Below are 23,769 nucleotides of genomic sequence, written 5' to 3' on the forward strand. Positions count from 1 at the left end.
TATAAAGTTACGATATTAATACCATCCGTAATCATGATACTTAAAGGCATGAATATAATCTTTATACATTCCTTTTATGTACATGTTAGAAGAACCTGGCCACATGTAAGCAAACCAGTTGGTATTGTGTATAAATAAGTTGTCTTTTCCAGTTTTACGGTCGTCTACAATTAATTTATCACTACTACCAAGGTTCCAGCCACCAATCCAGTCGCTTTGGTAGTTTACACTTACTGTACTACCATTGGTAATTACACGTCCTAAGTATTGAGTAGACCAATCTTGATTATTGAAGACGTATAAGTCGTCTTTTCCGTCACCGTTAATATCAGCAACATAAAATTTATCACGATTGTTCATATTCCAACCGGGTAAAGCATCGTCATATCTTTTAATATACTTGTATTCGTTTCCATCAGATCTAAGTAATAATAAATATTCTGGTCCCCAGTTTGTGCCATTAAAAATATATACATCATCTTTTCCATCTCCATTAATATCCGCAATATGATATTTATCACCAGGTTTACTTGTCCAACCCGGTAAACTAGCAAAATACTCCTTAGTTTTTGTTAATGAACTTCCTGTAGATTTGAACATTCTGGTAACTTTAGAATTCGTATTGAATAATACCAACTCTTCTTTGTTATCACCGGTGTAATCTGCTACAAAATATTTATCAGTAGAACTCATATAATGACCCGGTAAATATTTGTCATATCGTCTTACATAAGAGAAGTTACTACCTGTAGATCTGTACATTCCCATATAGCCTTGATTCCAGTTAGTAGCATTAAATATGTAGAAGTCATCCTTCCCATCTCCATTAAAATCAGCAATAAAGAACTTGTCACCATTTCGCATCTGCCAACCGTTTAGGTTGTAATATATCTTTTTAATACATTCAAACCCATTCGGAGTAGATTTTAATATTCCTAATCTTGAATATTGATTGTTGGGATAAAAAACGAGCAAATCATCATAGCCATCTCCTGTAAAGTCTCCTACATAAAATTGATCTTTTGAAGATACATACCATGTACCACCTGAGCCTTTAATTTTTTTAGTGGTTACATATGAGTTAGCTGGGCGTGTTATGTTTGCTCCACTACCAGTAAAGCCCTTTGGATGTTCGGTAGGATAGGCAGCGATATAATTTCCGTAATGAAGTACTACATCATTGTAGCTGTTTCCCTGGAAGTTGCCTATTATTGGTTTGTTAAAGTTATAATTACTTTTTGATTTATTTCTTGTCCAGAATTCGTTATAACTAGGTGGATTAAATAGGTTGGTATTGCCTTTCATAGTACTGTTGTTTGAAGGGCGATAAATACAGGTTTCGTTATAACGTCCACCTTCAAAACCATCTACATTATATTCTGATGGAGCCCCAGTAGTTACAGTGCTTCTAGCAAACTTATTCCACTTACTAGGATTGCTGTTTTTATCAACATTCACAGCAGAAGGATTGGTTCCGCTAAAGCAACCAGGTCTTGTATATTCGTCAGCTAATTTACCAACGGAGTGTCCTAATTCATGTAGCAACACATTATTGCTGGTAGATTTAGTGATAGATAATACTTTCCCATATGAACACCCTCCAAAACCTGATTCATTTAGAATCACAACAACAAAGTCAGCACCAGATAAACCAACAGTGTTTAAAGCATTGTTAATTTTACTATCAGTATTGCTAGATTTTGACATCCAACAACAGTTCCAGCACCCTGAATACTTAAAGTTCAACGCTGTATTTCTATTATCAGCTGGATTATTACTACAGTCGTCGTTGTCGCAGGTGTATTGTGTTACTCCAGATTGACTAGAGTTTAGGTTTACTCTATATACATTAAAAGCGTCTTGTAGTTCAGACAAAACATTGTCTAAATTACCATTTTCATGAGTAAACATCGCTTTAAAATAATCGGCAACCAAATTATTAAATTCACTTTGGTTAGATGAAGTAAAACCATCTCCCATGAATACAATATCAAATTTTGAAGCAGAACTTCCGTTATATAATAAGGTGCTTTTGGTTTGTGAATAAGCTGCAACAGCTAGAAAAGTCATTAATATTATTAATGTTTTATGTACGTTTTTCATTTTTTCTGATTATTGGTTAGTAATTTTTTTCAGTTTAGAAAAATCAGCCTTAGGGGCTGTTCTTAAAATTTGGAAAGAGGTGTTTAAATCACTTTTTCGCAATTGCTTTCTTTGTACCTTTTGTAAAATGTTTTTGGCATTAGAAATATCTTTAAACTTAACTAGCTTGAGATCTAGTTTTTCTGAGGCTACTTTTGATTTATATTTAATAGGCATTTTAACCGATACATATGCTTCTTTTGCAGTAAACTCCTTGTGATCACTTTTTTTAGGATCAAATATTGTTCTATAACTAAGAGGGTTTTCAAAAGTTTCAGCAAGTACAGTATTGTTGTCCTCTAAACCAATAATAGCCCAGTTTCCAGACTCCTCGGTAGGTAAAGAGTAACTTCCTTCTACTTCGGTTTTAGACACAGGAGTCATTCCATTATTAGTAATTTTATACGTTACGACTAAGTGTTTTTTTAGAATTCTCCCTTTTTTGTTTTGCAAACTAAGCTCAGGAGAAAGATTGTCTATTTTTCTAATACTTCTGGCTAAGGCAGGCTTAATTCCCCCCGTTTTACTCATTGCTGTAGTACCCCTAAATTTTATGTTTTTAGGTTTAAAAGGGTCTTTCACTTTTTTTATGTTTTTAAAAGTGTTTATTTTTTTTACTTGAAGTAACTTACTACTAACACCTAATTTAGGTTTACTCTTATCAATACGTTGATTTTTATCATTAGTTTGCTTTGCTAAGAGTAGGTTAGAAGAGTTGAAAATCAAGGGAGCATTCGCAGCGGTAGAGATCATCTTATTTTCTCCTTCTTTAGAGTCTATTTTATAAAAGAATTTAATAGTAGAAGGAATGATTTCTGAAAGGGCACGATCAACAGGTGTGTTTGATAATTGACCTGTAACATTAAAGTTCTTATTATCTCCAACGATGAATAAAAGAAAGTTTTGTTTAGAAAGTTCTTTTATAACTGAAGAAATAGAGGTGTTGTTTAATTTACCTGACAAGGTATGGTTGTTAACGTTGTACTTAATGTTTACTTGTTGTGAAAACAAATAATTACTTATAAGTAAACAGCTTACCATTAATGCTAGTTTTTTCATTACAATAGGTTTAGGTTAATTGATTGATTATTAGTTGACAAAGTTATTCTAGACCTTGTTTTTACCAGCATGTAAATGAATAGGTTTTAAGGAGGTGTTTTCCCTCTTTTTTTACAGGTTATGTATGGTGGTTAAAGTGTATGTTTTCCTTGAAACGAGTGGGGGATTACTAAAAGTGGTAATGGAGCAGACAATTTATATCGTCATTTAGAGAGACTATACAGCAGTAAAAAAGGATTATTCAAATATAGCAACAGCTCTTACAGGTGATCCCGTACCTCCTCTAATTTTTAATGGCAATGCTATGAATCGAAATCTACCTCTACCTAATAATTTATCTAGATTTATCATGTTTTCATAGTGTGTAAAACCCATTTCACCACAAATATAATGTACTTCTTTGTTGGAAACTTTTGGAATACCTGGAGACATAGTTTCTACACCAAAAGCTGAAATTTTTTGTTCGCCAAGCCAAGTAGCACATTCAGCGGTAATACCAGGGCCTTTTCCCCAATTTTCTGTAGTAAAATGTTTTGTGTAGTGGTTGGTACAAAGAAGAACCGTATCCCCCTCCTTAATGCTAAGTTTTTCTTTATCTAGTTGTTCTCTAATTTCTTCAGAGGTAATTAATTCTTGTAAGCCCTTATGAGAAAAATCTAAACAAATACCTTCAGTATAAAACATACTAAGTGGCATAGTATCTATAGATTTTCCTTTGTGCTTTGCAGCCATATGATTTAAAGCATCAACATGAGTTCCTGTATGCTCTCCCATCTCTAGTTTATATACAGCTGGAGTTTTGGTTGTAGGGTTTTTAATTCCATCCCACTCTTCATGAGTGTTGTGCACAGACATTTTGACTTGTGGAAGGCTTTTATAAACAGGCATTCCGTCAAAAATATCTTGACTTAGATCGATAATTTCAGTCATAGTTATAACTCAATCTTCACATTATAATTTTTAAGCTCCTCGATATAGTTTTGAGCGGTAAAATTATCATTATCAAACTTCTCTTGTCTATTTTTTTTCATTTTAATTCTATGAATAGCTTCTAAAAAACGACGCATTTCATTATCGTCATTAATAATGATTCCTGGAACGTTGGCATTGTCACCGTTATCTTTTTTGGCTACCATAGTAAAATAAGAAGAATTACAGTGTTTGGTCTTTCCTGTTTGTATGTTTTGTGCTTCCACGCGGATACCAACTACCATTGAAGTTTTACCTACATAATTAATAGACGCTTTCATGGTAACTAATTCACCTACTTCAATAGGGTTTATAAAGTTAACGGTATCTACAGATGCTGTTACGCAATAAGTACCTGAGTGTTTAGAGGCACATGCAAAAGCTATTTGATCCATTAGCTTTAAAACGTACCCTCCGTGAATTTTACCGCTAAAATTAGCATGAGAAGGAAGCATTAACTCAGAAATAGTAATGCGAGTATCTTCTATGTTTCTATAAATAGTATTATTCATTGTCTTTTCTTATTCCTCTAAAGTGAGGAGATTGTTCTTCTTCCACGTGAGTTATAAAATACTTTGTATCACCTAGCCAAAAGAAAGTTCCGAAACGCTCTTTGTAAGTAACTTTTACATAACGACCTTGATATTCTTGAAGCTTTTCGATGACCTTTTTTTGATTGTCTTCTACAGAAAAAGCAAAAATTTGTGCTCCTGAAATACCTTGACTAATTTCACCTTCCCATGTTTTTACTAACACACCTTTGTAGCTAATTTTTATTAGCTCACCCGAGCGAACACCTTCACTATAAGGTACAAAGTAAATAAAAGCATAATATGCTGCTGCTATAAGAGCTATACCAATTAAAATTAATCCTAAAATTTTTTTCATAGTAATCTATTAAAGAATGTATGATAACAAAAGTAAGGTTTATATTTTGACTTGTAAAATGATTTGAAAGTGGTAAGTTTGTGTTGCTTCAAAAAATAATTAATATGAACTATATTTTATTCGATGGTGATGTACGCTCAGCCTTACTACCATTTACATATACACGACCAGTAGCTGATATTAGAGTAGGTATTTTAACTATTAGAGAAAAGTGGGAAAAATACTTAGGTTTAACAACAACAACCGTGACTGAAGAGTATTTAGAAGAAAAATACCCTATGGTTGAAATGGAAGAAAACGTATTGTTAAATGCTTCTTTTTTGCCCACTAAGCCTTTGGTTGAAATGGTTAAAAATTTACAAGCTAATCAAGCAATTTTTAAAGGCGAAGATGTTATCGCTTTTTTTACGACCGATAACCAAGAAGAAGTTAATTTTTCTACTTATGAGCATTTAGAGTTTGAAGATGATATCATTCAAATAAAAAATACATGGGATATTTTTTCTTTAAATGAGAAAGCTATAAGAGCCGATTTTGATTTACTAACTGAAGGAAGAAAGTCGCAACCAATTCCAGAAACGGTTAATTGTGTTAATAGAAATGATATTTTTGTAGAAAAAGGAGCTAAACTAACTTTTGCTACTTTAAATGCTTCAACAGGTCCTATTTACATTGGAAAAAATACTGAAATAATGGAGGGAGTTGTTGTACGTGGAGCTTTAGCGATGTGTGAGAACTCAGTGTTAAAGTTGGGGGCAAAAATTTATGGAGCAACTACTTTAGGTCCTTATTGTAAAGTAGGAGGAGAGGTGAATAACTCCGTGTTATTTGGGTATTCTAATAAAGGACATGACGGGTTTTTAGGAAACTCTGTACTAGGTGAGTGGTGTAATATAGGAGCAGATAGTAATAACTCGAATCTAAAAAATAACTATGCTGAAGTTAAGTTGTGGAATTATGAAACAGGGCGTTTTGCCAAAACAGGCTTACAATTTTGTGGCTTGATGATGGGAGATCATTCCAAATGTGGAATTAACACTATGTTTAATACAGGTACTGTTGTTGGTGTTTCAGCAAACATTTTTGGAAGTGGGTTTCCCAGAAATTTTGTACCTTCATTTAGTTGGGGAGGAGCTTCAGGATTTACTGAATATAAAACAAATAAAGTTTTTGAGGTTGCAGATGTGGTAATGAAAAGACGAGGAATTGTGTTTGATGAAAGAGAAAAACAAATTTTAGAGCACATTTTTGAAGACACAAAACAATATAGAAATTATTAAACTAAAAAGGACTTTACATTTTGTAAAGTCCTTTTTAGTTAAAAATTAACTCTAAAAACAACATTAGGAGTAATTCCTAAAGATACTTTGTTTACCTCTTTTAGTTTGTATTCAATCTCATTATTAGAGTTTCTAATAGGAATAGCGTTAAAGGTTCTACTTAAAATATTCTTTTTATTAAAAATATTCAGTAAAGAAAAGCCTAGCTTACCCTTCCATCTTTCAGAAAAATTAAAAGAATAGGTCATTGAGGTATCAAATCGACTATACTTAGGAAGTCTAAGTGCATTTATATTGTCTGAGTCCAAGTAAATGTGAGGAGCGCCATCGTCATCGGTATAAAATTGTTTAACCGCCGTATAAGGGTTTCCAGTTCTGTAAATCCACCCAAAAGAAAACTCGTAGTTATTTAACTTGTATGCATGAGACCAAGAAAAGTAATTGGTGATGTCGTGATTTGCAGGGAAGAACTTGTTTTCTAAATCTAAAAACTTAAACCTGTTTTTAGTGTATGAATAGTTAATCCAAGTTCTGTAATTATTAAATTTTTTATTAACCAACATGTCAATACCATATACTTTTCCTTTCCCATTAGAAAAATCAGCAGTTTGGTCATTATATCCACTCGTTTGCGATGTCATCCCACTAACTTTTTTATAATAGGGTTCAATGTCTATTTTCCAATTGTCTTTGTTAAAAAGTATTCCAGTAGAGACTTGCAAACTTTTTTGAAGAGGAATGTCGTCATTATTTACTTGAGCCCATATTTGGTTTTCTAAATCAAAACCTAAGCTAGAGGTTTGAAATTCTATAATTTGACTCAATGTTTGATTTTTTTGTTCAAAAGAAGCTTTGAAGCTTAAGTTTGATGTAAGCTTTTTTTCAAAGTATAATCGAGGCTCAAAAACAAGTTTGTCGATTTTAGAAAAGTAATTCAATCGCACTCCAGAATTGATATTCCAGTTGTCGTTATCGTATAAGTATTCAGCAAAAACAGAGTGTGTATTGTTTGTTCCTTTGTCTTTCTGTATCGATGAATATCGATTTTCCCCTTCTAAGTCAATAAGGTATTTTAACTCATAAGCTGCTTTGGTTGACGTAAAGTCGTACCCCCAAAATAGAGCTGTTCTATCATTAAAAGAATAATTCATATTGTATGAAATACCAAAATCGGTTAAAGAATTGCTTTTCGTTGATAATAGAATCAGATAATCATCTATGTAGTTGTAATTGCCCACATAATCTAAGTGAAAATTAGAAAAATAGCTTTTCACATTATGTGTCTTCTTTTCGGTAGATTTTTTTTTCCAGTTTACACTTATACCTGTATTGTCAATATCTAACTTATCGTTGTATTTATCTTTATATACAGGAATACTAAAGTCGTTAAACATTTGATTTTTTGTGTATAAGAAACTTAAACTTAAAGTTTCATCTTCATTAGGTTTGTAAATGAACTTTGTAGTATAATCTGAAAATTTAAATTTATTATCTCTATCAAATTTAATATTCTTATCTATAATTTGATTTTCTTGATTATCGTCAAATGTTTGAAAAACACGCATAGATAACTTATCGAAGGTAAAAGTTTTTAAAATATCAGAAAAAGACCTTCTAGCTGAAAAAGAAAGAGCTGTTTTATCTGAGAAGGGAATAGTAAGTAGCACATCTGCATGAGTCATGTTTAGACCAAAGTTTCCTGTAACTTTTTCTGGAACTTTTTCGGTGGTTTTGATATCAATTACTCCAGAAACTCGATTTCCATACCTAGCTCCTGTACCACTTTTAGACAGGGTAACTTCTTTGGTAGTATATGGATTAAAAGCTGAAATCATTCCAAAGAAATGCCCTGAGTAATACATTTTTATTCCATCCCACAAAACTAAGTTTTGATTTGGCGTTCCACCTCTTATATAAATACCGGCAGCAGTTTCATTAGGACTTTGAACACCGGGTATAATTTTTAAACTTTCGAATACATCGGGTTCTGTTAAACCTGGTAAAACACCTAGTTGTTTCGGCAGAATAGATATACCCCCATTCTTTTTTTTATGAATACCGGAGGTTATGTAATTTGTAATAAGAACTTCTTTTAAAAGATTGTATTCGTTGGGCCTAAAGTTTGAGTTTTTGGTTATGTAATAATAACGCTCGTTAATTTGGTTAAAAATTAAAGGTGTTTGACGTTCTATTTCTCCTATAAGATATACAAGCTCACATTTTTTCTTTTTAAAAGTAAAGTTTTTACCATGAATTATTTCTGTATTAAAAGAGAACTTAACACCAAAATGGGCTTCCGTTTCTTTCAATACATCTAATAAAGGTGCATTAATAAAAGAAATGTCTACCTTTTCCTGGGAAAAAATAGACATCGCTAAGCATATAAAAAGTATACTTAATTTTATCTTCATTTACTATATGTCAATACAACTGAACTATTTTCTGCTAATTTATAAGAAATTTTCATAGGAGCAAAAACAGTTTGCAATGCAATAGTAACATCTTCGTGTGTAAATGTACCTGTAAAACGTTGAGAGGTATCTATTCTTGAAGCGTCAAAGTTTAATTTGAATTGATTTTCTAAAGCCTTTATAACTTGATGTAATGGAGTATTGTTAAAAGAACTTTCTCCTTTAATCCAAGAAGGGGTTTTGTCTAAAAATTCCCATTTCTCACTTGAGTTACTGTAATTTCTGTAAGCCTTTCCTTTAGTTAAAATAACTTCTTCTTTACTTTTAGAAGTAACTTTTACCTTGCCTTCATAACATTTAACTTCAAAATAGTTTTCTGAAGTATTTACAGTAAACTTAGTTCCTAGCACTGTAACATTTCCTTCATTAGACTTTACCGTAAAAGATTTTCCTTTTTCTACTTCAAAGTATGCTTTTCCTTTTAAAAACAATTCTCTTTGAGTATCCCAATTACGTTTTTTGTACGTTATTTCAGATTTGGGAGATAAATAAGCCTTAGAATTGTCTGGTAAAGTAATGGTTAGTTGTTCTCCATAATTTGTAGAAAAATCAACGCTATTGTTATTAATATACAAGAAACTAATTAATAAAGCGATAGAAGCAACAGCACCATACATCCAAGTAGGAATGAATTTTACTACTTTTTTGTTAGTTTTTGTTACTGCTAAGGTGGTTTTAATTTTGTCAAAAGCTTCTTCTTTATCATAAGAAGGAGTTTTTAATAATTGAGAAGCAGTATCAATGGCTTTAAATTGATGATAAGCTTCTGTTTGTTGAAACTCCATCAACTCTTCAGCAGATAGCTCATTAGCTATCCATCTGGCTAAAAAAGTTTCATCTTTATAATTTATTTTCATTTTCTGTTATTCGTGCTATTTGTATAAAAACAGGTAAAAGACTAATTACCCTACTACAAATATTATTTTTTATTATACTTTACCTATTTGCTCTTTTAATGTAAGAAGAGCTTTACTCATTCTTTTTTCTACAGCTTTTACAGACACTCCAACAATATCTGCAATTTCATTATACTTTTTCTTATCTATTCGACTCAATAAAAAAACTTCTCGTTGTTTTTCTGGTAAGTCTGCAATTGCTTTTTTTAGTTTAGCATGAAATTCTTCTTCTTCTAAAAGAAATTGAGGAGTTTCATTTGTTTTTCCTGAAGAGATACTTTGTTTTTGGTGTTCCAAAACTACTTTTTTGTGTGCTGCATCATTTAAAAAATGATTATTCGCTACCGTATAGAGGTACGATTTGGCTTTATCAAAAAAGACTTTGGCGCAATTGTTCCACAGTTTTATATACGCTTCTTGTACGATATCTTCAGCTTGCTGGGTATCACCGCACTTATAATATATGTAATTTCTTAATGTTTGTGAGTGTAAATTGAAGATTTCTTCAAAATTTTTCTGATCACAAACAGATTTTAAGGGTTCTTTGTTCATTTAGATTAATTTCCTAATCGGTAACAAATGTATGAAAATGTAATTAAGAGGTTAAAAAACTATTAATATAACTTAAAAATAGGTAACTTCTTATGTGCTTTTTCGTAATGGGGAGTTTTTTTGTATACCCAGTATAATTGTGCTTGGGGATTTTTAGCAAAATCTTCCTCTTCCTTTAATTTCTCTAAAAACTCTTGTTGAATTGAAGGGTTTTTGCTTAAAAATTCTTCAGCAATATCTTCAAATACATAAGCAGAATAGCCTTCTTTTTGTTGTAAAATAGTATCAAAGAAATTCCAATTAAAAAAAGAATCTGGAGCTTCCGCTTCTAAAGTTTCAATAATATAACGTATTCCAGTTTGGTTTGTAGGAATGTAAATATCTCCTTGATAAAATTTAACTTGTTGATTTTTTGTTCTGAAAACTTCGGTGTTGGAATGTAAATAATGACCTTCATAAGCCATTTTTCGGGTGTCAAACTCTTTGATGTACTGCGTTTCAACGGTTAAAATAGTATCTTTTTTAAAAGGAGTAAACTCAATGTTGTTGTTCAATCGCTCTACAACACCGTGCCATCCTTGTCGTAAAATATAGGCTTTTGGTATGGTAATTTCTTTGGTGGAAATAAAGTTGTTATAATAAGAGACCTTTACATTATAAGGTTTTGTTCTGTTGTAAAACAAACGTTTTCCACTGGTAACTTTACTGTCTATAAAAGTTCCTTCGTACCCCTTAAAATGAAGAGCTGTAGGTTTATTCTTATCAACTGTGAACACAACGGGATAGGTTTTCTTATTTATTATTTCTTCAACGGCATTTTTTCGTAAATCTTTTATTTCACGACTATTATTTTCGGAAAAATCCAAACTAGAAAACAACAATTCATAGGTTTGTTCTACTCTAATCTTATACGGTTTTAGCATGTGGGTTTCAACCATTAGTCCTAAGGTATTGAAGAGGGTAGTGTACCCAGTAGAATACCTAGGAGAATCGAAAAACTGCGACCATCCATTTTCAGGAGTAGTTCCCCAAACGTTTACATACGGGGTTATCATGATGTCTTTTTGCGCTAAAGATTGTTCTATTTCAGGACGCATTTTAGTTTCGACAAACTGACCAAGTTTTCCTCCTAACTTATTGTGTTGGGTAAAAAGATGGGTAATTGCGTACTGATAATCTGCTCCGTTGCTTACGTGATTATCTATAAAAATGTCTGGATTTACCGTGTGAAATATTTCTGCAAAAGCTGCGGCATTTTTAGTGTCTTGTTTAATAAAATCACGATTTAAGTCGTAGTTGCGAGCATTTCCTCTAAAACCGTATTCTTTTGGACCATTTTGGTTGGCTCTCGTGTGTGAGTTTCTGTTTAGTGCGCCACCAATATTATAGACAGGAATAACACAAATTAAAGAATTTTTGTAGTTGTTTTTTAAAGAATCATTTTGAACGATGTCTCTTAATAAAAGCATAGAAGCATCTATTCCGTCAGATTCTCCTGGATGGATACCGTTATTGATTAAAATTCTATTTTTAGAGGAACTTTTAAGTTCTTTGATATTTGTTTTTCCTTCAGCATTAAAAACAATTAAGTGTAAAGGTTTGCCAATATCAGTAGTACCAATCTCAAACAAGGAAATTTCAGGGTAAGTGTTAGCCAACTCTTCATAAAAAGAAATAACCTCTTTATAAGTAGGAGTCTCCGTTCCGTTTGAGGTTTCAAAGAGTGTTGTAAAATCGATATTCTTTTTTGTAGGCACTTGTTTACAAGCACTGGCTATAATTAAAAGAAGTATAAATAGTTTTTTCAAAAGGAGGGTGTTTTAAAAATTAAATACTAACGGCATCGGGTACCAGTCCAGTATAGTCTCCATCGTTTCTAATAACATCTCTTACAATAGACGAAGAAATATAACTTTTACCTGAAGAGGTTAGTAAAAATACAGTCTCTATTTCAGAAAGTTTTCTGTTGGTATGTGCAATAGCTTTTTCAAACTCAAAATCGGCAGGGTTACGCAACCCCCTTAAAATAAATTGTGCGTTTTGTTCTTTACAAAAATTCACCGTAAGTCCGCTATAAGTACGTACTTTTATTTTTGGCTCGTGTTTAAAAGTTTCCTCAATAAAACGTTGACGTTCTTCTAAAGAAAACATGTATTTTTTATCAGCATTTACACCAATTGCAATGATTAACTCATCAAAAAGGGTAACACCTCGTTCAATAATATCTACGTGTCCTAACGTAATTGGGTCGAAAGACCCAGGAAAAATAGCTCTTTTCATTATGTTTTGTCGTTTAAAGCCATTTCAATAGCATTTCCGAATAATTCAGTTAAAGAAATGCCTGCGTGATTGGCTTGTTGTGGTAAAATACTTGCTTCAGTTAGCCCAGGCACAGTATTCATTTCAATAAAATGTGGCTCGTTATTAACTAATATATATTCTGAACGAGAAAAACCACTCATGTTTAAAATTTCATACACCCGTTTGGCTACTTCTTCAACTCTCTTTCTTTGAGCATCCGTTAAACGTGCGGGAGTAATTTCTTGCGACTCACCTTCGTATTTAGCTTTGTAATCAAAGAAATCATTTTCAGAGACAATTTCTGTTATTGGAAGTACTTTAGTTTCTCCTTTGTATTGAATAACCCCAACAGATACTTCGGTGCCATCTAAAAAGCTTTCAATTAATATTTCAGTATCTTCTTCATATGCTTTTTCTATAGCAGGAATAAGTGCTGCTTTGGTATATACTTTTGAAATTCCAAAGCTAGACCCCGCACTGTTAGGCTTTACAAAACATGGAAGGCCTACTTTTTTTATAAATTCGTCACAATTTATAGTATCGCCTTTGTTTAAATATATAGAAACAGCTGTTGCTATTCCGTATTGTTTTACCACACTTAAAGTATCGCGTTTATTGAAGGTTAACGCCATTTGATAGAAAGGGGCAGAGGTGTGTTTTAAACCAATAAGATTGAAATAAGCTAAGATAATACCGTTCTCACCAGGAGTACCGTGGATAGCGTTAAAAACACAATCAAATGTAATTTTTTGCCCACCCATTACAATTGAAAAATCTTCTTTGTTTATTGGATATTCTCGCTCGTTATCATCGACGTATACCCATTTGTTTTCTAAAATATGAACTTTATACGCGTTATATTTCTTAGAGTCAATATGTTTGTAAACTACATTACCACTTTTTAGAGAAATTCCTACTTCAGAGGAATAGCCTCCCATAATAATAGCGATGTTTTTTTTCACTTCAAATGTATTTCAATTACTGTTTTAATCATTGTTTGTCTAAAATCCAATGGTTGGATTATACAAACTTACCAAAAAAACTCGTTTAAGACTTGTTGAATTTAAAATAGTAATATTTTTACTGTAAATTTGTGCGATCTTACAAAAAAATGACATGAGTAATTTTACCGAAAATTTTAAAGGTTTATTTGAGTTTATAAAAAGTAAATCTTTTTTAAAAAATATAATCATAGCAATTGTTTCAATACTTGTTTTTGTATTTGTTTTACAGTGGTGGCTAGGGGTTACAACAAATCACAATCAAAAAATACAAGTGCCGAACTTGCACAAAATGTCATTGACTGATGTTGAGCAGAAACTTAGTGAATTAAATTTAGATTTTGTGGTAATAGATAGTGCTAGCTACAATCCTGATTACCCAAAGAAGTCAGTTATTGAGCAAGATCCTGAGGCGGGGAACTTTGTAAAAGAGAAACGTAAAATATACTTAACTCTAAATCCGTCTAAGTACAGAGATGTAGAAGTACCTAATTTAAACGGACGTACAAGACGTCAGGCTACTACACACTTACGTTCTGTTGGATTTAAAGTGGGAACAAATGTTACTTGGGTTCACGATATAGGAAAAGATGTGGTTCGTGGATTGAAACATAACGGACAAAAAATTGAACCGGGAACTAAGTTACCAAAACAAACAACCATCGATTTAATTTTAGGGGATGGTAATGGTTATTAATTTTATAATTGATTGATGCAGGAAGATTATACTCCAGAGATAGAGAATGATGATTTGTACGAACACCATAGGTTTGTAGCAACAGATGGTCAAGTACCTTTACGAGTAGATAAATTTTTAATGAATTTTATTGAAAATGCTACTCGAAATAAAATACAGCAAGCAGCTAAAGCAGGCAATGTTTTAGTTAATGATGTGGCTGTTAAACCTAATTACAAGGTAAAACCAAAAGACGTAGTTAGGGTTGTATTAACTTATCCTCCTCACGAAAATTTATTAGTAGCAGAAGATATTCCTATTGATATAGTGTATGAAGATGATGAAGTAATAGTGGTGAATAAGCCAGCAGGAATGGTAGTTCATCCAGGGCATGGAAATTATTCAGGTACACTGGTAAACGGGTTAATTCATCATATAGAAAACTTACCAACCAACTCTAATGAGCGCCCTGGTTTAGTACATCGTATTGATAAAGATACAAGCGGATTGTTGGTCGTTGCAAAAACAGAATATGCCATGGCACATTTGTCAAAGCAGTTTTTTGATCGCACTACTAAACGGTTGTATTATGCTTTAGTTTGGGGAAATATTGAAGAGGATGAAGGAACGATTGAAGGAAACATAGGTCGTAGCTTTAAGAACCGCTTACAAATGGATGTTTTTCCTGATGGAGAACATGGAAAACATGCAGTAACCCATTATAAAGTATTAGAAAGGCTTACGTATGTAACCTTGGTGCAATGTAAGTTAGAAACGGGTAGAACACACCAAATTAGAGCTCACTTTAAGCATATAGGGCATACGCTTTTTAACGATGAACGTTATGGCGGGAATGCTATTTTAAAGGGAACTACATTTACGAAGTACAAACAATTTGTAGACAATTGTTTTAAAGTATTACCGAGACAGGCTTTGCATGCAAAAACCTTAGGTTTTACACATCCAACTACAGGAGAATTTTTACAATTTGATTCTGAAGTACCAGAAGACATTACCACTTGTTTAGAAAAGTGGCGAACGTATTCTGAACATTCAAAACTGGAAGAGTAAAAAGGTTATTGTTTTTGAACTTTGATATTTTTATCAAATAGGTTTACCCCTCCTTTCACACCAAAATCAAGTGTGGTTACAGGGTATGCAATAGAGATGTTTTCTTGTTCAAAACGCTTTTTAATACGCATAATAACATCGTTCATTCCCCTACAAAAATCATCATTAGATTCAAATTTTACCCAATAACGTAGCATAAAGTCGTAAGTAGAGCCACCAATGTCAGTAAAATAAAAATCAATACCTTCTTCTGGGAGGTATTCTTTTATTTTTTGAACTTCATCTAAAGCAACAGCTCTAACGTGTTCTAAATCGTCACCATACGAAACACCGCTTTTTAATATAATACGACGTTTTCCCCAAGTGGAGTAATTGGTAAAAGTTCCATTATAAATAATTTGGTTAGGAACAAATACTTCCTGTCCAGGTACGGTTTTAATTTTAGTAGTAAGCCAACTAATATCTAACACAACACCATATTTGCCGTCAATTTCAACCCAATCACCCACTTTATACGGACGTTGTAAATCAACTAACAGTCCAGAAAACATATTAGAAGCGATATCTTTTAAAGCAAAACCAGCAATAATTCCTAGAACACCAGCACCCGCCAATAACTTTTCAAAAGGTTTGTCTAAGCCTAAAATGTGTAATGCTAATAATACACCAGTAGCAAAGAACAAAGCGTAAAATAGTGAGGCGATGATTCGTTCAATATTTAAATAATTTTCTTTAAAAGCTTTTCGGTAAATACGAATACATATTTTTTTAACACCGTTAGCAATAAATGCAAAAATAAGAACGACGATAAGTGCTAAGATAACTTTAGGAATATGCTCTAAAATGTTTTGTTGAAACTCTTGCCAAATTTTGGTTATGTTCGATAAAAATTGATCCATAATAGATGAATTTAAAGTTTGTTTGTAGGAGTTTCATTTTTCTTATAAAGCCACTCAAGAATAAAACACAGTACAATAATGCTTAAAGAAACAAACACACCAACAAGATTTGTTTCTAATTGTTGTTTTATAAGAATAATTAGGGCAACAGCACATAAAATACAACCGAATAAAGGAATTCCTTTATTAGAGTTTGTTTCTTTTGAAAGCTTAAAGCCTACGTAATTCACAATTCCGAAAATAAGGATAAAACCAACACTACCAGCGGTAGAAATACTCTCTAAATTCAAGGTGTTAACTAATATCAAAGTTGCTATAGCTGTAATAAGCAACCCGATAGGTTGATTCCAAAACTTGGCTAGAAAGTGATGTGGTAGTTCATCATCTTCTGCAATTTCATAGTTCACTTTACTTCCTCCGTATAATGAAGCATTAATAGCCGAAAATGTAGATATTAATGCGGCTATGGTTATAATGGTAAAACCTATTTGTCCTAACATTGGTTTAGCGGCTTCTGCTAGTACATAATCCTGTGCTTTGGCAATTTGATTAAATGGGAGAGAACCTACAGTAACAAGAGCAATGATAATGTACAATACAATTACAAATATTACAGAGTAGTAATAAGCCTTTGAAATGTTTTTTTCAGGATTTACAATATCAGGAGCAGCATTGGCTATTAATTCAAAGCCTTCATAGGCAACAAAAATAACCATACCTCCAGCAAATAATTTGATAGGGTTTTCCCAGTTACTAATGGATAGTTGCGCTATGCTAGGGTTTCCTATTAGTCCATAGGCTCCTATAGCAATAAAACCAATAAGAATTATAAGTTTTATAACTACTGCGTACGATTCAATTTTTCCTACTACAGCAATACTGTAATAGTTAATAGCAGTAGCTATACAAATAATAGCACTGGCATATATGTGAAAGTTGAGTGTTTTGTTTTGAGTAATTTCCCATAGGTTAGGAGCATAAGAGCCAAAAGCAGAAGCATATAAGGAGAGCATTACAATATAACTTATCCATAAAAGATTGTTAATTGCTCCACTAAAAATAGTTCTTCCAAAACCTTGATTGATAAATTTTACGGTTCCCCCTCTATCTGGGTATTTCTTAGAAAGATGAACGTAGCTGTATGAGGTTAATAAAGCCAATATACCTGCAAGTAAAAAAGCAATTGGAGTTCCTCCTTTGGCAAGTAAAACAGCAAGACCTAAAACGGCAAAAATACCACCGCCTACCATACCACCAATTCCTATTGAAATGGCTTCTTTTAATCCTATTTTTTTAGACATATTTAGTGACTGTTAGTTAGTGTAACAGTCACTAAAATAGTTATTTATTTTGAAATATTAATTAATGAGAAGTATTAGGAAATAATAATAATTTACTCAAACTTATTTTCTGAAAATGTTTTTGCAATATTTTGAAGTGTATTTCCATTTACTTGATATTCGTAGTCAAGTTTAGTAACTAATTGGTTACCAAAAGTTACATTTTTAATATATTCAAGAGCTTTAGGAGTTAATTTATTTACAGCGTTTTTATTAATTAAAATTGTAGCCTTGTCTTTACCACCTAATAAACCCTTAGACTCCTTTAAAGGTCTTATAGTATAGGTATGAAAAAGATATTGTGGTTTCCATAGTGGAATAATTAGCCATTCTTTCTTTTTATAGCCATCAATAAAGGTATTAGTACAATCTGAAATGGTTCCAGTCTTAAATTTAAAACCTAAAGAATCTAAACCATAAGATTTTATAATATTTCTAGAAAACCTCGAAATACCTGCACCTTCATTAATCCCTTGAATGGTTTTATTAAATTTTTTTGCAATTGCAGGGTTTGTGATATCGCTTATTTTTTCTATCTCCTTTGGAAGATAATCTGGAACTCCCCAAATACAGAAAGGTGTATACAGTGTTGAAAATTCATGTGTTTCATTTTCTACTTCTCTTATGTATTTTCCATGAGAGGAAGGTAACCAAGCACCCAAAATCATATCTATCTCCTTTTTTCTATATTTTTCAAATAATTTTTCGTGAGGCTGGGTGTGTAATTGATAAGCTTGTCCTATAGTATCAAAATAAGCTAAAATAATAGCAGCAGTAACTTTATGAAAGCTTAGATCAATTTGACCTATTTGCAAAGGAGTAGTATTCATGGCTAAAGAATTTATTCAATTTCGGCAAAAACATAAATTAAAGTACTAGCATTAAGGGGCGAAGAATTCATCCCTTGTGCTGTTCTAGTATGTCTCCCTTTTTCTCCAAATACCTCATTAAAAAGGTTGCTAGCACCATCTAATACTTGTGAGTGTTCACTAAAATTTGGAGCGGCATAAATAGTACCTTCAACTCTAATAATTTGTTTAACTCTAGTTAAATCACCATTAGTGGCTTCTTTTAATTGTGCAATAGCGTGTAAAGCGCATAATTGAGCAGAAAGAGCTCCTTGTTTTGTCGTTACTTGATCTCCTAATCTGCCTGTAAAAGCTATTTTGTCTTCTTCCCATGGAATTTGTCCTGATGTACAAACAATATTATTTGAGAAAATAGTCCAAGCTTTATAAGCTCCAACTCCAGGTTTGGGAGTTGGTAGTTTCAGACCTAATACTTTTATTTTTTCTTCAATAATATTCATAGTTTACTTATTTTAAAAACGGATAATCTGTATAACCTCTCGCATTCCCGCCACCAAATAGGGTATGTGTGTCACTTATTTTGTTTAATGGAGCATTAAGTTTTACTCGCTTAGGATAATCGGGGTTGGTTAAAAAATTGCGTCCAAATCCAATTAAATCAACCAGTCCTTTTTCTAATAAATCTTCCCCTTGTTCAGGTGTTTTATTTCCTGTAGCAATGATAGTTTTGTTAAATGTTTTGCGTAGGTTCTGTCTAAAATCATTAGGAATTTCAGGAGCATCATCCCAATCTGCTTCGCTTAGATGTAAATAGGTAATTCCAATGTTTTCAAGTTCTTGAGTAGCAATCATTATAGTGTCTAATATTTCAGGATCGTTCATGTCTTTAAAACTAATAAAAGGGGAGAGGCGAACTCCGGTTTTTTCATTACCTATTTCCTGAGCAACTGCTTGAGTGATTTCGGTTAGTAATCGAACTCTATTATCTTTAGTTCCCCCATATTCGTCAGTTCGTTGGTTAGAATTACTTCTTAAAAACTGATCTATCAAATATCCATTGGCTCCGTGAATTTCAACACCGTCAAAACCTGCTTTAATAGCATTTTTTGCCCCTGTTTTAAATTCTTCAATTACTTGATTGATGTCTGCTTTTGTCATTGCTCTAGGTTCTTCTACAGGTACAAAAGTAGCATCACCATTAGGTGCTCCATCAAAAATATAAACATTGGTGTCTTTGGCTGCTTTTTTAGAAGGAGCAATAGGCTGCAGTCCGTTTACTTTTGAACTAGATACGCGACCAACATGCCATAGTTGTAAAAATATTTTACTTCCTTTTTTATGGACTTCGTCAGTAATTAATTTCCAACCTTCCATTTGTTCCTGGGTGTAAATTCCGGGTGTTTTAGCGTAGCCTTTTCCTTGTAATGAAACTTGAGTAGCTTCAGATATAATTATTCCTGCGGAAACTCTTTGTCCATAATATTCAGCCATTAATTCATTAGGAACATCACCAGGCTGTGAACTTCTAGAACGTGTCATGGGAGCCATTAAAAACCTGTTTTTTAATGTCAAGCCATTTTTATTATAGGGTTGATATAATTTTTTAAAAGCCATGATTTACAAAGTTTTAATTGTTTAATAGTACAAATTTACTATGGTTTTAAAATGTTGTTGTTGTATAATTTTATGTTTTATTTGTGAAAACACATTGTGTTATTCCGCAAACTCTACAGTTGTAAAATGTAGGGTGGTAGTACCTATGTTTTCTAGATTATGTATAAAGAAATTTTTAGTATTTAAATTGTTAAAGTACTTAACATCATTAGGTTCATAGGATGTTTCAATTACAGCACCATTAGAAAAATAGGAACGAGAGCTACCCCTTGTATGACAAACATAAAAATAAGGTTTATCATGTTTATGAAACGGAAGAGTTTTTCCGGGTTCCAATTCAATATGCCATATTTTAACACGTTTATTTTCTAATAATAATTGTTGTCCAATTTTATGACTATTAACTCCTAATTGAATGGCTTTTTTTAAGGATTCTGTCCAATGTACAGACCAATTTCCAGCGGTGTTTATGGTTTCTACTTTCATAAGGAGGATATTAATTTATAGCATATAATAACCATTCTTGAAACTCATGCTTAGGAAGAATGATGTCTTTTTTAAAGCTGAAACCTAATTTATTGAGTAATTTTTGAGAGCCAGCATTACTAGGACGTGTAATAGCCACTAGGTTTTGAATTTTGAATTTATTTAGAGCTACTTCTTTTATTTTTGAAGCACTTTCAAAGGCATACCCTTTACCTTCAAATTGAGGTAAAAAGGCAAAACCAAAATCAATTCCATCAATTCCCTCACGATCATAAAGTCCCACAGTTCCTATTTTTTCATTATCAGATTGTCTAATTACAGTATAGCTAGAATATCCTAATTGCTTGAGTTGTTTAAGCATAACTGTTTCAATATATAGCTTTGCATGAGTCGTTGAAGTTATGTTTCTATCTCCAATGTTTTCAATCCATTTAGGAGAGTTAAATAAATTGAAAATAAAGTCAGCATCTTCGGTAGTTGTTGGTCGTATGATTAACCTCTCAGTTTGATATTGTGAACTCATTTATTTTGATTATTTACGGGGTGTAACTTTTGGGTGCTAACAATTTATTATCGAGAGACCATTTATTTTCTGATACTTGACTTATAATAAAGAAATAAAACAAGGCATATAACATTTGACCACCTGCCCATTCCCAGTGCTCTGTTAAACACGAGCCAAGAATCAATATTACAATGACAATAGCGCCTATTATAGCTGCTCTGTAAGTAAATAGACCAATGATTAATAGGAACCCTATAAAAAACTCAATAAAGGGGAGTACGGTAGCCCAAGCATACACAAGAGACTCTGGAAGTATGCTTTCTTGAAATTGACTTAGCATCCAGTCACGGAATGAAGGGATTTTTGGCAATCTTGCTAATCCATGTCCGAAAAAATTGATCCCCATGGTAATACGTAGCAATGTATATGCTGTTTGTTTAGGTGTGGTTTTCATTTATTTACTTTTCTTTAAATATGCTGGTAGTTCATTAGTCAACCAATCTTGTCTTACGGGTACATGTACATCTAAATCAAGTGTGTTTTCCAGTGCAAAAAATTCGTGAGATACATTTTCTGGAAAAACAATTACTTGACCAGCAGAGATGATATAGGTTTTTCTTTTTCCTTTATCAATAGTGTTAATTTTCACTTTTCCTTTAAGGATATAGGTAATTTGCTCATTGGGATGTTTGTGCATAGGAATATGCGCACCTTTTTTTAAATGAAAATAGGCCATTTGCCCTTTGGCACCATGAAACCATTGTCGTGTAATTCCTTCGCTAATGGTATCATGTGGCATGGATTCAAAGTTTATAACTTGAATATTTTCTACTTTTTTACCTAGAAGTGTAGTAGTTTCTTGTGCAGCTATTTGTCCGAAAAAAGTTAAGAAACTACCTAAGAATATTAGTTTTATGTTCATGATGTTACTTTTTAAAGTGATACTTCAATAATTTATGATTCAACATTAAAGGGATGTATAATGATTTGGTAGCTTTGTCAAAGTAGGTATCAGCACTTCCTTGAGGTAAATCAATTACAAACTGCCCTGTATCATTTCCTTTTTTTAAGTAGAATAGGCTTCCAGCTAACCAATCAGTAATGAAAAAACCGTGTAAGGTTTCGCTCAGTCCATCTAAGTTTCCAAATGGTTGGCTTATGGGTTTGATTTTTTTTGTTTTTAAATTGATTTTAACCAAATGCCCTGGTGTTTTAGTAGCAAATGTTTTAGCATCTAAATCTACTCCCCAGCCAGCAGTTATTAGATTATTTTTTGATAGAGATAAGCCATTAGGCATGTTTAATTTATCATCTTTTAGCCATAGTTCAACTTTTCTTGTTCCTTTAATTGGGAGTTTGTAAATAGCACTAAATCCAAAAGTGTTAGAAGCATAAATATTTCCTTTTTTATCAGCAATAATATCATTGAGAAACGTAGCATCTTTGGCTGTAAATCGCTGGACTTGTTTACTCGCTATATCAACTTCAACAATAGTATTAATATCCGTAACGTATAATTTTCCTTTGTGAATAATAAGTCCTTTAGGAGCATCCAGTCCTTTAAGCCATTCTAGTTCTATTATTTCTCCATCTAAACTTATTTTAGAGATAAAACCATTACCATCTTTATCAGTAGGGGCACCGTTTACATTAGATACATATAATACTTGGTTTGTTTTATCAAAAACTACACTTTCAGGATTTTTTAAGCCTTCTAGTTCCCAGTCTTTTTCTAATTGAAAAGGTAATTTGTTTTGTGCATTAATAATCGTTAGTGTACTAAGTACAAGGTATAAATAGATTGCATGTTTCATGTTGGTACTCTTATTTGTTAAATTTTAATTCGGCGTTATCAATTGGGGTATTTGGATCGTTTATCACCATTTTAGCAATATCATCTTTACGCATAAACACGACACCTTCATGTTGTTTTGCATACTCAATAAACTGATCGACTACATTCACTACTGCTGGAGTACCTCCAATTCTGTCGTGTAAACTCACACTCATCATTCTTCTTTTAGAGGCACTTTCTTTATAAAGCTGATTGAATTCTGTTTTTAGTTGGAATAAGAATTGATCTGGCGACCAGTTTTTACCTGCAATATTTACAATGTCGTTATTACGCAACGTATAAGGCATTACAACAAAGTTTTTACCTCTTACTTTAGTAATGAACGGTTCATCACGACTTACATCATCAATATGATATAAAAAGTCAAGTTCTTGTAAAACTTTAAGAGTGTTGGGACTTCTACGTAACCAGTTGGCATTGTATCCACGTCCTCTTTTTCCTGTAATTGCTTCTACTGTGTCAATTCCTTTTTTAACAAAGGCAAGTTCCTCCTCGTAGCTTAAATTCCATTGATCGTCCCAAGCAATTCCGTGAGCAGCTATTTCGTGTCCTTTGTTAGCCATAGCTTTAGCTATTTCAGGGTATTTTATTGCAGCTTCACCTACCACATGAGAGGTTACTTTTATGTTATGTTTATCCCATAAATCCATCATTCGCCACATTCCTTCTCTTGCTCCATAACGAAACCAACTTTCAGCAGGTAAATCAGGATTTCCTTTAGGTAATGGGTTTCCTGAAAAAGGGCTTTCAGCTCCTTCAGGCTGTCCTCCTGTTTCAAACTGCATTGAAAAAGAAATAACTAATTGTGCTCCGTTAGGCCAATAGCTTTTTTTTGCTACAGTTTTTGTTGAAGTAGAACTTATTTTACGTGTCTTTTTTTGCTCTTTTTTACAGGCATTTAATGTTAAGCTTACTGCGATGATAACTAGTGCTATAATGCTATTATTTTTCATTT

General features: G+C 32.6%; 25 protein-coding genes. 3 read left to right on the plus strand and 22 right to left on the minus strand.

The genetic code is table 11. The annotated features are described in order from the left end of the window. Positions 1-15: 15 nt before the first annotated feature. From V1T75_RS00400 to V1T75_RS00420, 5 genes are all read right to left on the minus strand, one after another. Positions 16-2,103 (minus strand): M64 family metallopeptidase, encoded by a 2,088-nt coding sequence (locus tag V1T75_RS00400; protein WP_330486582.1) that lies wholly within the window; start codon positions 2,101-2,103, stop codon positions 16-18. A 9-nt stretch (positions 2,104-2,112) separates the two neighbouring features. After that, entirely contained in the window at positions 2,113-3,201 is a 1,089-nt protein-coding gene (locus V1T75_RS00405; RefSeq protein WP_330486583.1) for a hypothetical protein, read from the minus strand. A gap of 237 nt (positions 3,202-3,438) precedes the next feature. Continuing rightward, positions 3,439-4,131: a cyclase family protein gene (locus V1T75_RS00410; RefSeq protein WP_330486584.1), complete on the minus strand. Its 693-nt coding sequence runs from the start codon at positions 4,129-4,131 to the stop codon at positions 3,439-3,441. Positions 4,132-4,133: 2 nt separating this feature from the next. Next, a complete protein-coding gene (locus V1T75_RS00415) occupies positions 4,134-4,682 on the minus strand; it encodes an acyl-CoA thioesterase (RefSeq protein ID WP_330486585.1) in 549 nt (182 codons plus the stop codon). Then, a complete protein-coding gene (locus V1T75_RS00420) occupies positions 4,675-5,058 on the minus strand; it encodes a 6-phosphogluconate dehydrogenase (protein WP_330486586.1) in 384 nt (127 codons plus the stop codon). The genes V1T75_RS00415 and V1T75_RS00420 overlap by 8 nt, the downstream gene beginning before the upstream one ends. A 104-nt stretch (positions 5,059-5,162) precedes the next feature. On the opposite strand from V1T75_RS00420, the gene V1T75_RS00425 reads away from it, so the two are divergent. Continuing rightward, a complete protein-coding gene (locus V1T75_RS00425) occupies positions 5,163-6,338 on the plus strand; it encodes a GlmU family protein (protein ID WP_330486587.1) in 1,176 nt (391 codons plus the stop codon). 38 nt (positions 6,339-6,376) lie between these two features. Here V1T75_RS00425 and V1T75_RS00430 read toward each other — a convergent pair whose 3' ends face one another. The 6 genes from V1T75_RS00430 to V1T75_RS00455 form a co-directional block, all read right to left on the minus strand. After that, complete coding sequence (locus tag V1T75_RS00430) at positions 6,377-8,710, minus strand: TonB-dependent receptor plug domain-containing protein (RefSeq protein ID WP_330486588.1); 2,334 nt, start codon at positions 8,708-8,710, stop codon at positions 6,377-6,379. A gap of 35 nt (positions 8,711-8,745) precedes the next feature. Next, the gene (locus tag V1T75_RS00435; RefSeq protein WP_330486589.1) at positions 8,746-9,666 is read right to left on the minus strand and encodes a FecR family protein; all 921 of its coding nucleotides are present in this window, start codon (positions 9,664-9,666) and stop codon (positions 8,746-8,748) included. 72 nt (positions 9,667-9,738) lie between these two features. Further along, positions 9,739-10,257, minus strand: a complete 519-nt coding sequence (locus tag V1T75_RS00440) for an RNA polymerase sigma factor (RefSeq protein WP_330486590.1) — start codon at positions 10,255-10,257, stop codon at positions 9,739-9,741. 62 nt (positions 10,258-10,319) lie between these two features. Then, positions 10,320-12,065, minus strand: a complete 1,746-nt coding sequence (locus V1T75_RS00445; protein ID WP_330486591.1) for a M14 family metallopeptidase — start codon at positions 12,063-12,065, stop codon at positions 10,320-10,322. A 19-nt stretch (positions 12,066-12,084) separates the two neighbouring features. After that, positions 12,085-12,537 (minus strand): pantetheine-phosphate adenylyltransferase, encoded by a 453-nt coding sequence (coaD, locus tag V1T75_RS00450; RefSeq protein WP_330486592.1) that lies wholly within the window; start codon positions 12,535-12,537, stop codon positions 12,085-12,087. Next, on the minus strand, positions 12,537-13,520 hold the full coding sequence (locus V1T75_RS00455) for a D-alanine--D-alanine ligase (RefSeq protein ID WP_330486593.1): 984 nt from the start codon (positions 13,518-13,520) through the stop codon (positions 12,537-12,539). Before V1T75_RS00455 ends, coaD begins: the two co-directional genes overlap by 1 nt. Positions 13,521-13,674: 154 nt before the next feature. Here V1T75_RS00455 and V1T75_RS00460 point away from each other — a divergent pair, with 154 nt between their 5' ends. Together V1T75_RS00460 and V1T75_RS00465 are read left to right on the plus strand one after the other, a co-directional pair. Continuing rightward, the gene (locus V1T75_RS00460; RefSeq protein WP_330486594.1) at positions 13,675-14,256 is read left to right on the plus strand and encodes a PASTA domain-containing protein; all 582 of its coding nucleotides are present in this window, start codon (positions 13,675-13,677) and stop codon (positions 14,254-14,256) included. A 15-nt stretch (positions 14,257-14,271) separates the two neighbouring features. Continuing rightward, entirely contained in the window at positions 14,272-15,306 is a 1,035-nt protein-coding gene (locus V1T75_RS00465) for an RluA family pseudouridine synthase (RefSeq protein WP_330486595.1), read from the plus strand. Between the two features lie 5 nt (positions 15,307-15,311). On the opposite strand, the gene V1T75_RS00470 is transcribed toward V1T75_RS00465, so the two are convergent. From V1T75_RS00470 to V1T75_RS00520, 11 genes are all read right to left on the minus strand, one after another. Continuing rightward, positions 15,312-16,205, minus strand: a complete 894-nt coding sequence (locus V1T75_RS00470; RefSeq protein WP_330486596.1) for a mechanosensitive ion channel family protein — start codon at positions 16,203-16,205, stop codon at positions 15,312-15,314. Between the two features lie 11 nt (positions 16,206-16,216). After that, on the minus strand, positions 16,217-17,506 hold the full coding sequence (locus V1T75_RS00475; protein ID WP_330486597.1) for an APC family permease: 1,290 nt from the start codon (positions 17,504-17,506) through the stop codon (positions 16,217-16,219). A 92-nt stretch (positions 17,507-17,598) separates the two neighbouring features. Further along, positions 17,599-18,375 (minus strand): glycine betaine ABC transporter substrate-binding protein, encoded by a 777-nt coding sequence (locus V1T75_RS00480; protein ID WP_330486598.1) that lies wholly within the window; start codon positions 18,373-18,375, stop codon positions 17,599-17,601. Positions 18,376-18,386: 11 nt separating this feature from the next. Beyond that, positions 18,387-18,854: a RidA family protein gene (locus V1T75_RS00485; RefSeq protein ID WP_330486599.1), complete on the minus strand. Its 468-nt coding sequence runs from the start codon at positions 18,852-18,854 to the stop codon at positions 18,387-18,389. A 7-nt stretch (positions 18,855-18,861) separates the two neighbouring features. After that, positions 18,862-19,968 carry an alkene reductase gene (locus V1T75_RS00490; RefSeq protein WP_330486600.1) on the minus strand — a complete coding sequence of 369 codons (1,107 nt, stop codon included), beginning with the start codon at positions 19,966-19,968 and terminating at the stop codon, positions 18,862-18,864. A 99-nt stretch (positions 19,969-20,067) separates the two neighbouring features. After that, entirely contained in the window at positions 20,068-20,454 is a 387-nt protein-coding gene (locus V1T75_RS00495) for a hypothetical protein (protein WP_330486601.1), read from the minus strand. Between the two features lie 10 nt (positions 20,455-20,464). Next, positions 20,465-20,977: a GNAT family N-acetyltransferase gene (locus V1T75_RS00500; protein ID WP_330486602.1), complete on the minus strand. Its 513-nt coding sequence runs from the start codon at positions 20,975-20,977 to the stop codon at positions 20,465-20,467. 13 nt (positions 20,978-20,990) lie between these two features. Beyond that, positions 20,991-21,413 carry a DoxX family protein gene (locus V1T75_RS00505; RefSeq protein ID WP_330486603.1) on the minus strand — a complete coding sequence of 141 codons (423 nt, stop codon included), beginning with the start codon at positions 21,411-21,413 and terminating at the stop codon, positions 20,991-20,993. Continuing rightward, positions 21,414-21,881 carry a cupin domain-containing protein gene (locus V1T75_RS00510; RefSeq protein ID WP_330486604.1) on the minus strand — a complete coding sequence of 156 codons (468 nt, stop codon included), beginning with the start codon at positions 21,879-21,881 and terminating at the stop codon, positions 21,414-21,416. Between the two features lie 4 nt (positions 21,882-21,885). Then, positions 21,886-22,773 carry a hypothetical protein gene (locus V1T75_RS00515; RefSeq protein WP_330486605.1) on the minus strand — a complete coding sequence of 296 codons (888 nt, stop codon included), beginning with the start codon at positions 22,771-22,773 and terminating at the stop codon, positions 21,886-21,888. 10 nt (positions 22,774-22,783) lie between these two features. Next, on the minus strand, positions 22,784-23,767 hold the full coding sequence (locus V1T75_RS00520) for a polysaccharide deacetylase family protein (RefSeq protein WP_330486606.1): 984 nt from the start codon (positions 23,765-23,767) through the stop codon (positions 22,784-22,786). Positions 23,768-23,769 lie beyond the last annotated feature (2 nt).

It is taken from the genome of Tenacibaculum sp. FZY0031 (genome assembly GCF_036350695.1).
GTDB lineage: Bacteria > Bacteroidota > Bacteroidia > Flavobacteriales > Flavobacteriaceae > Polaribacter.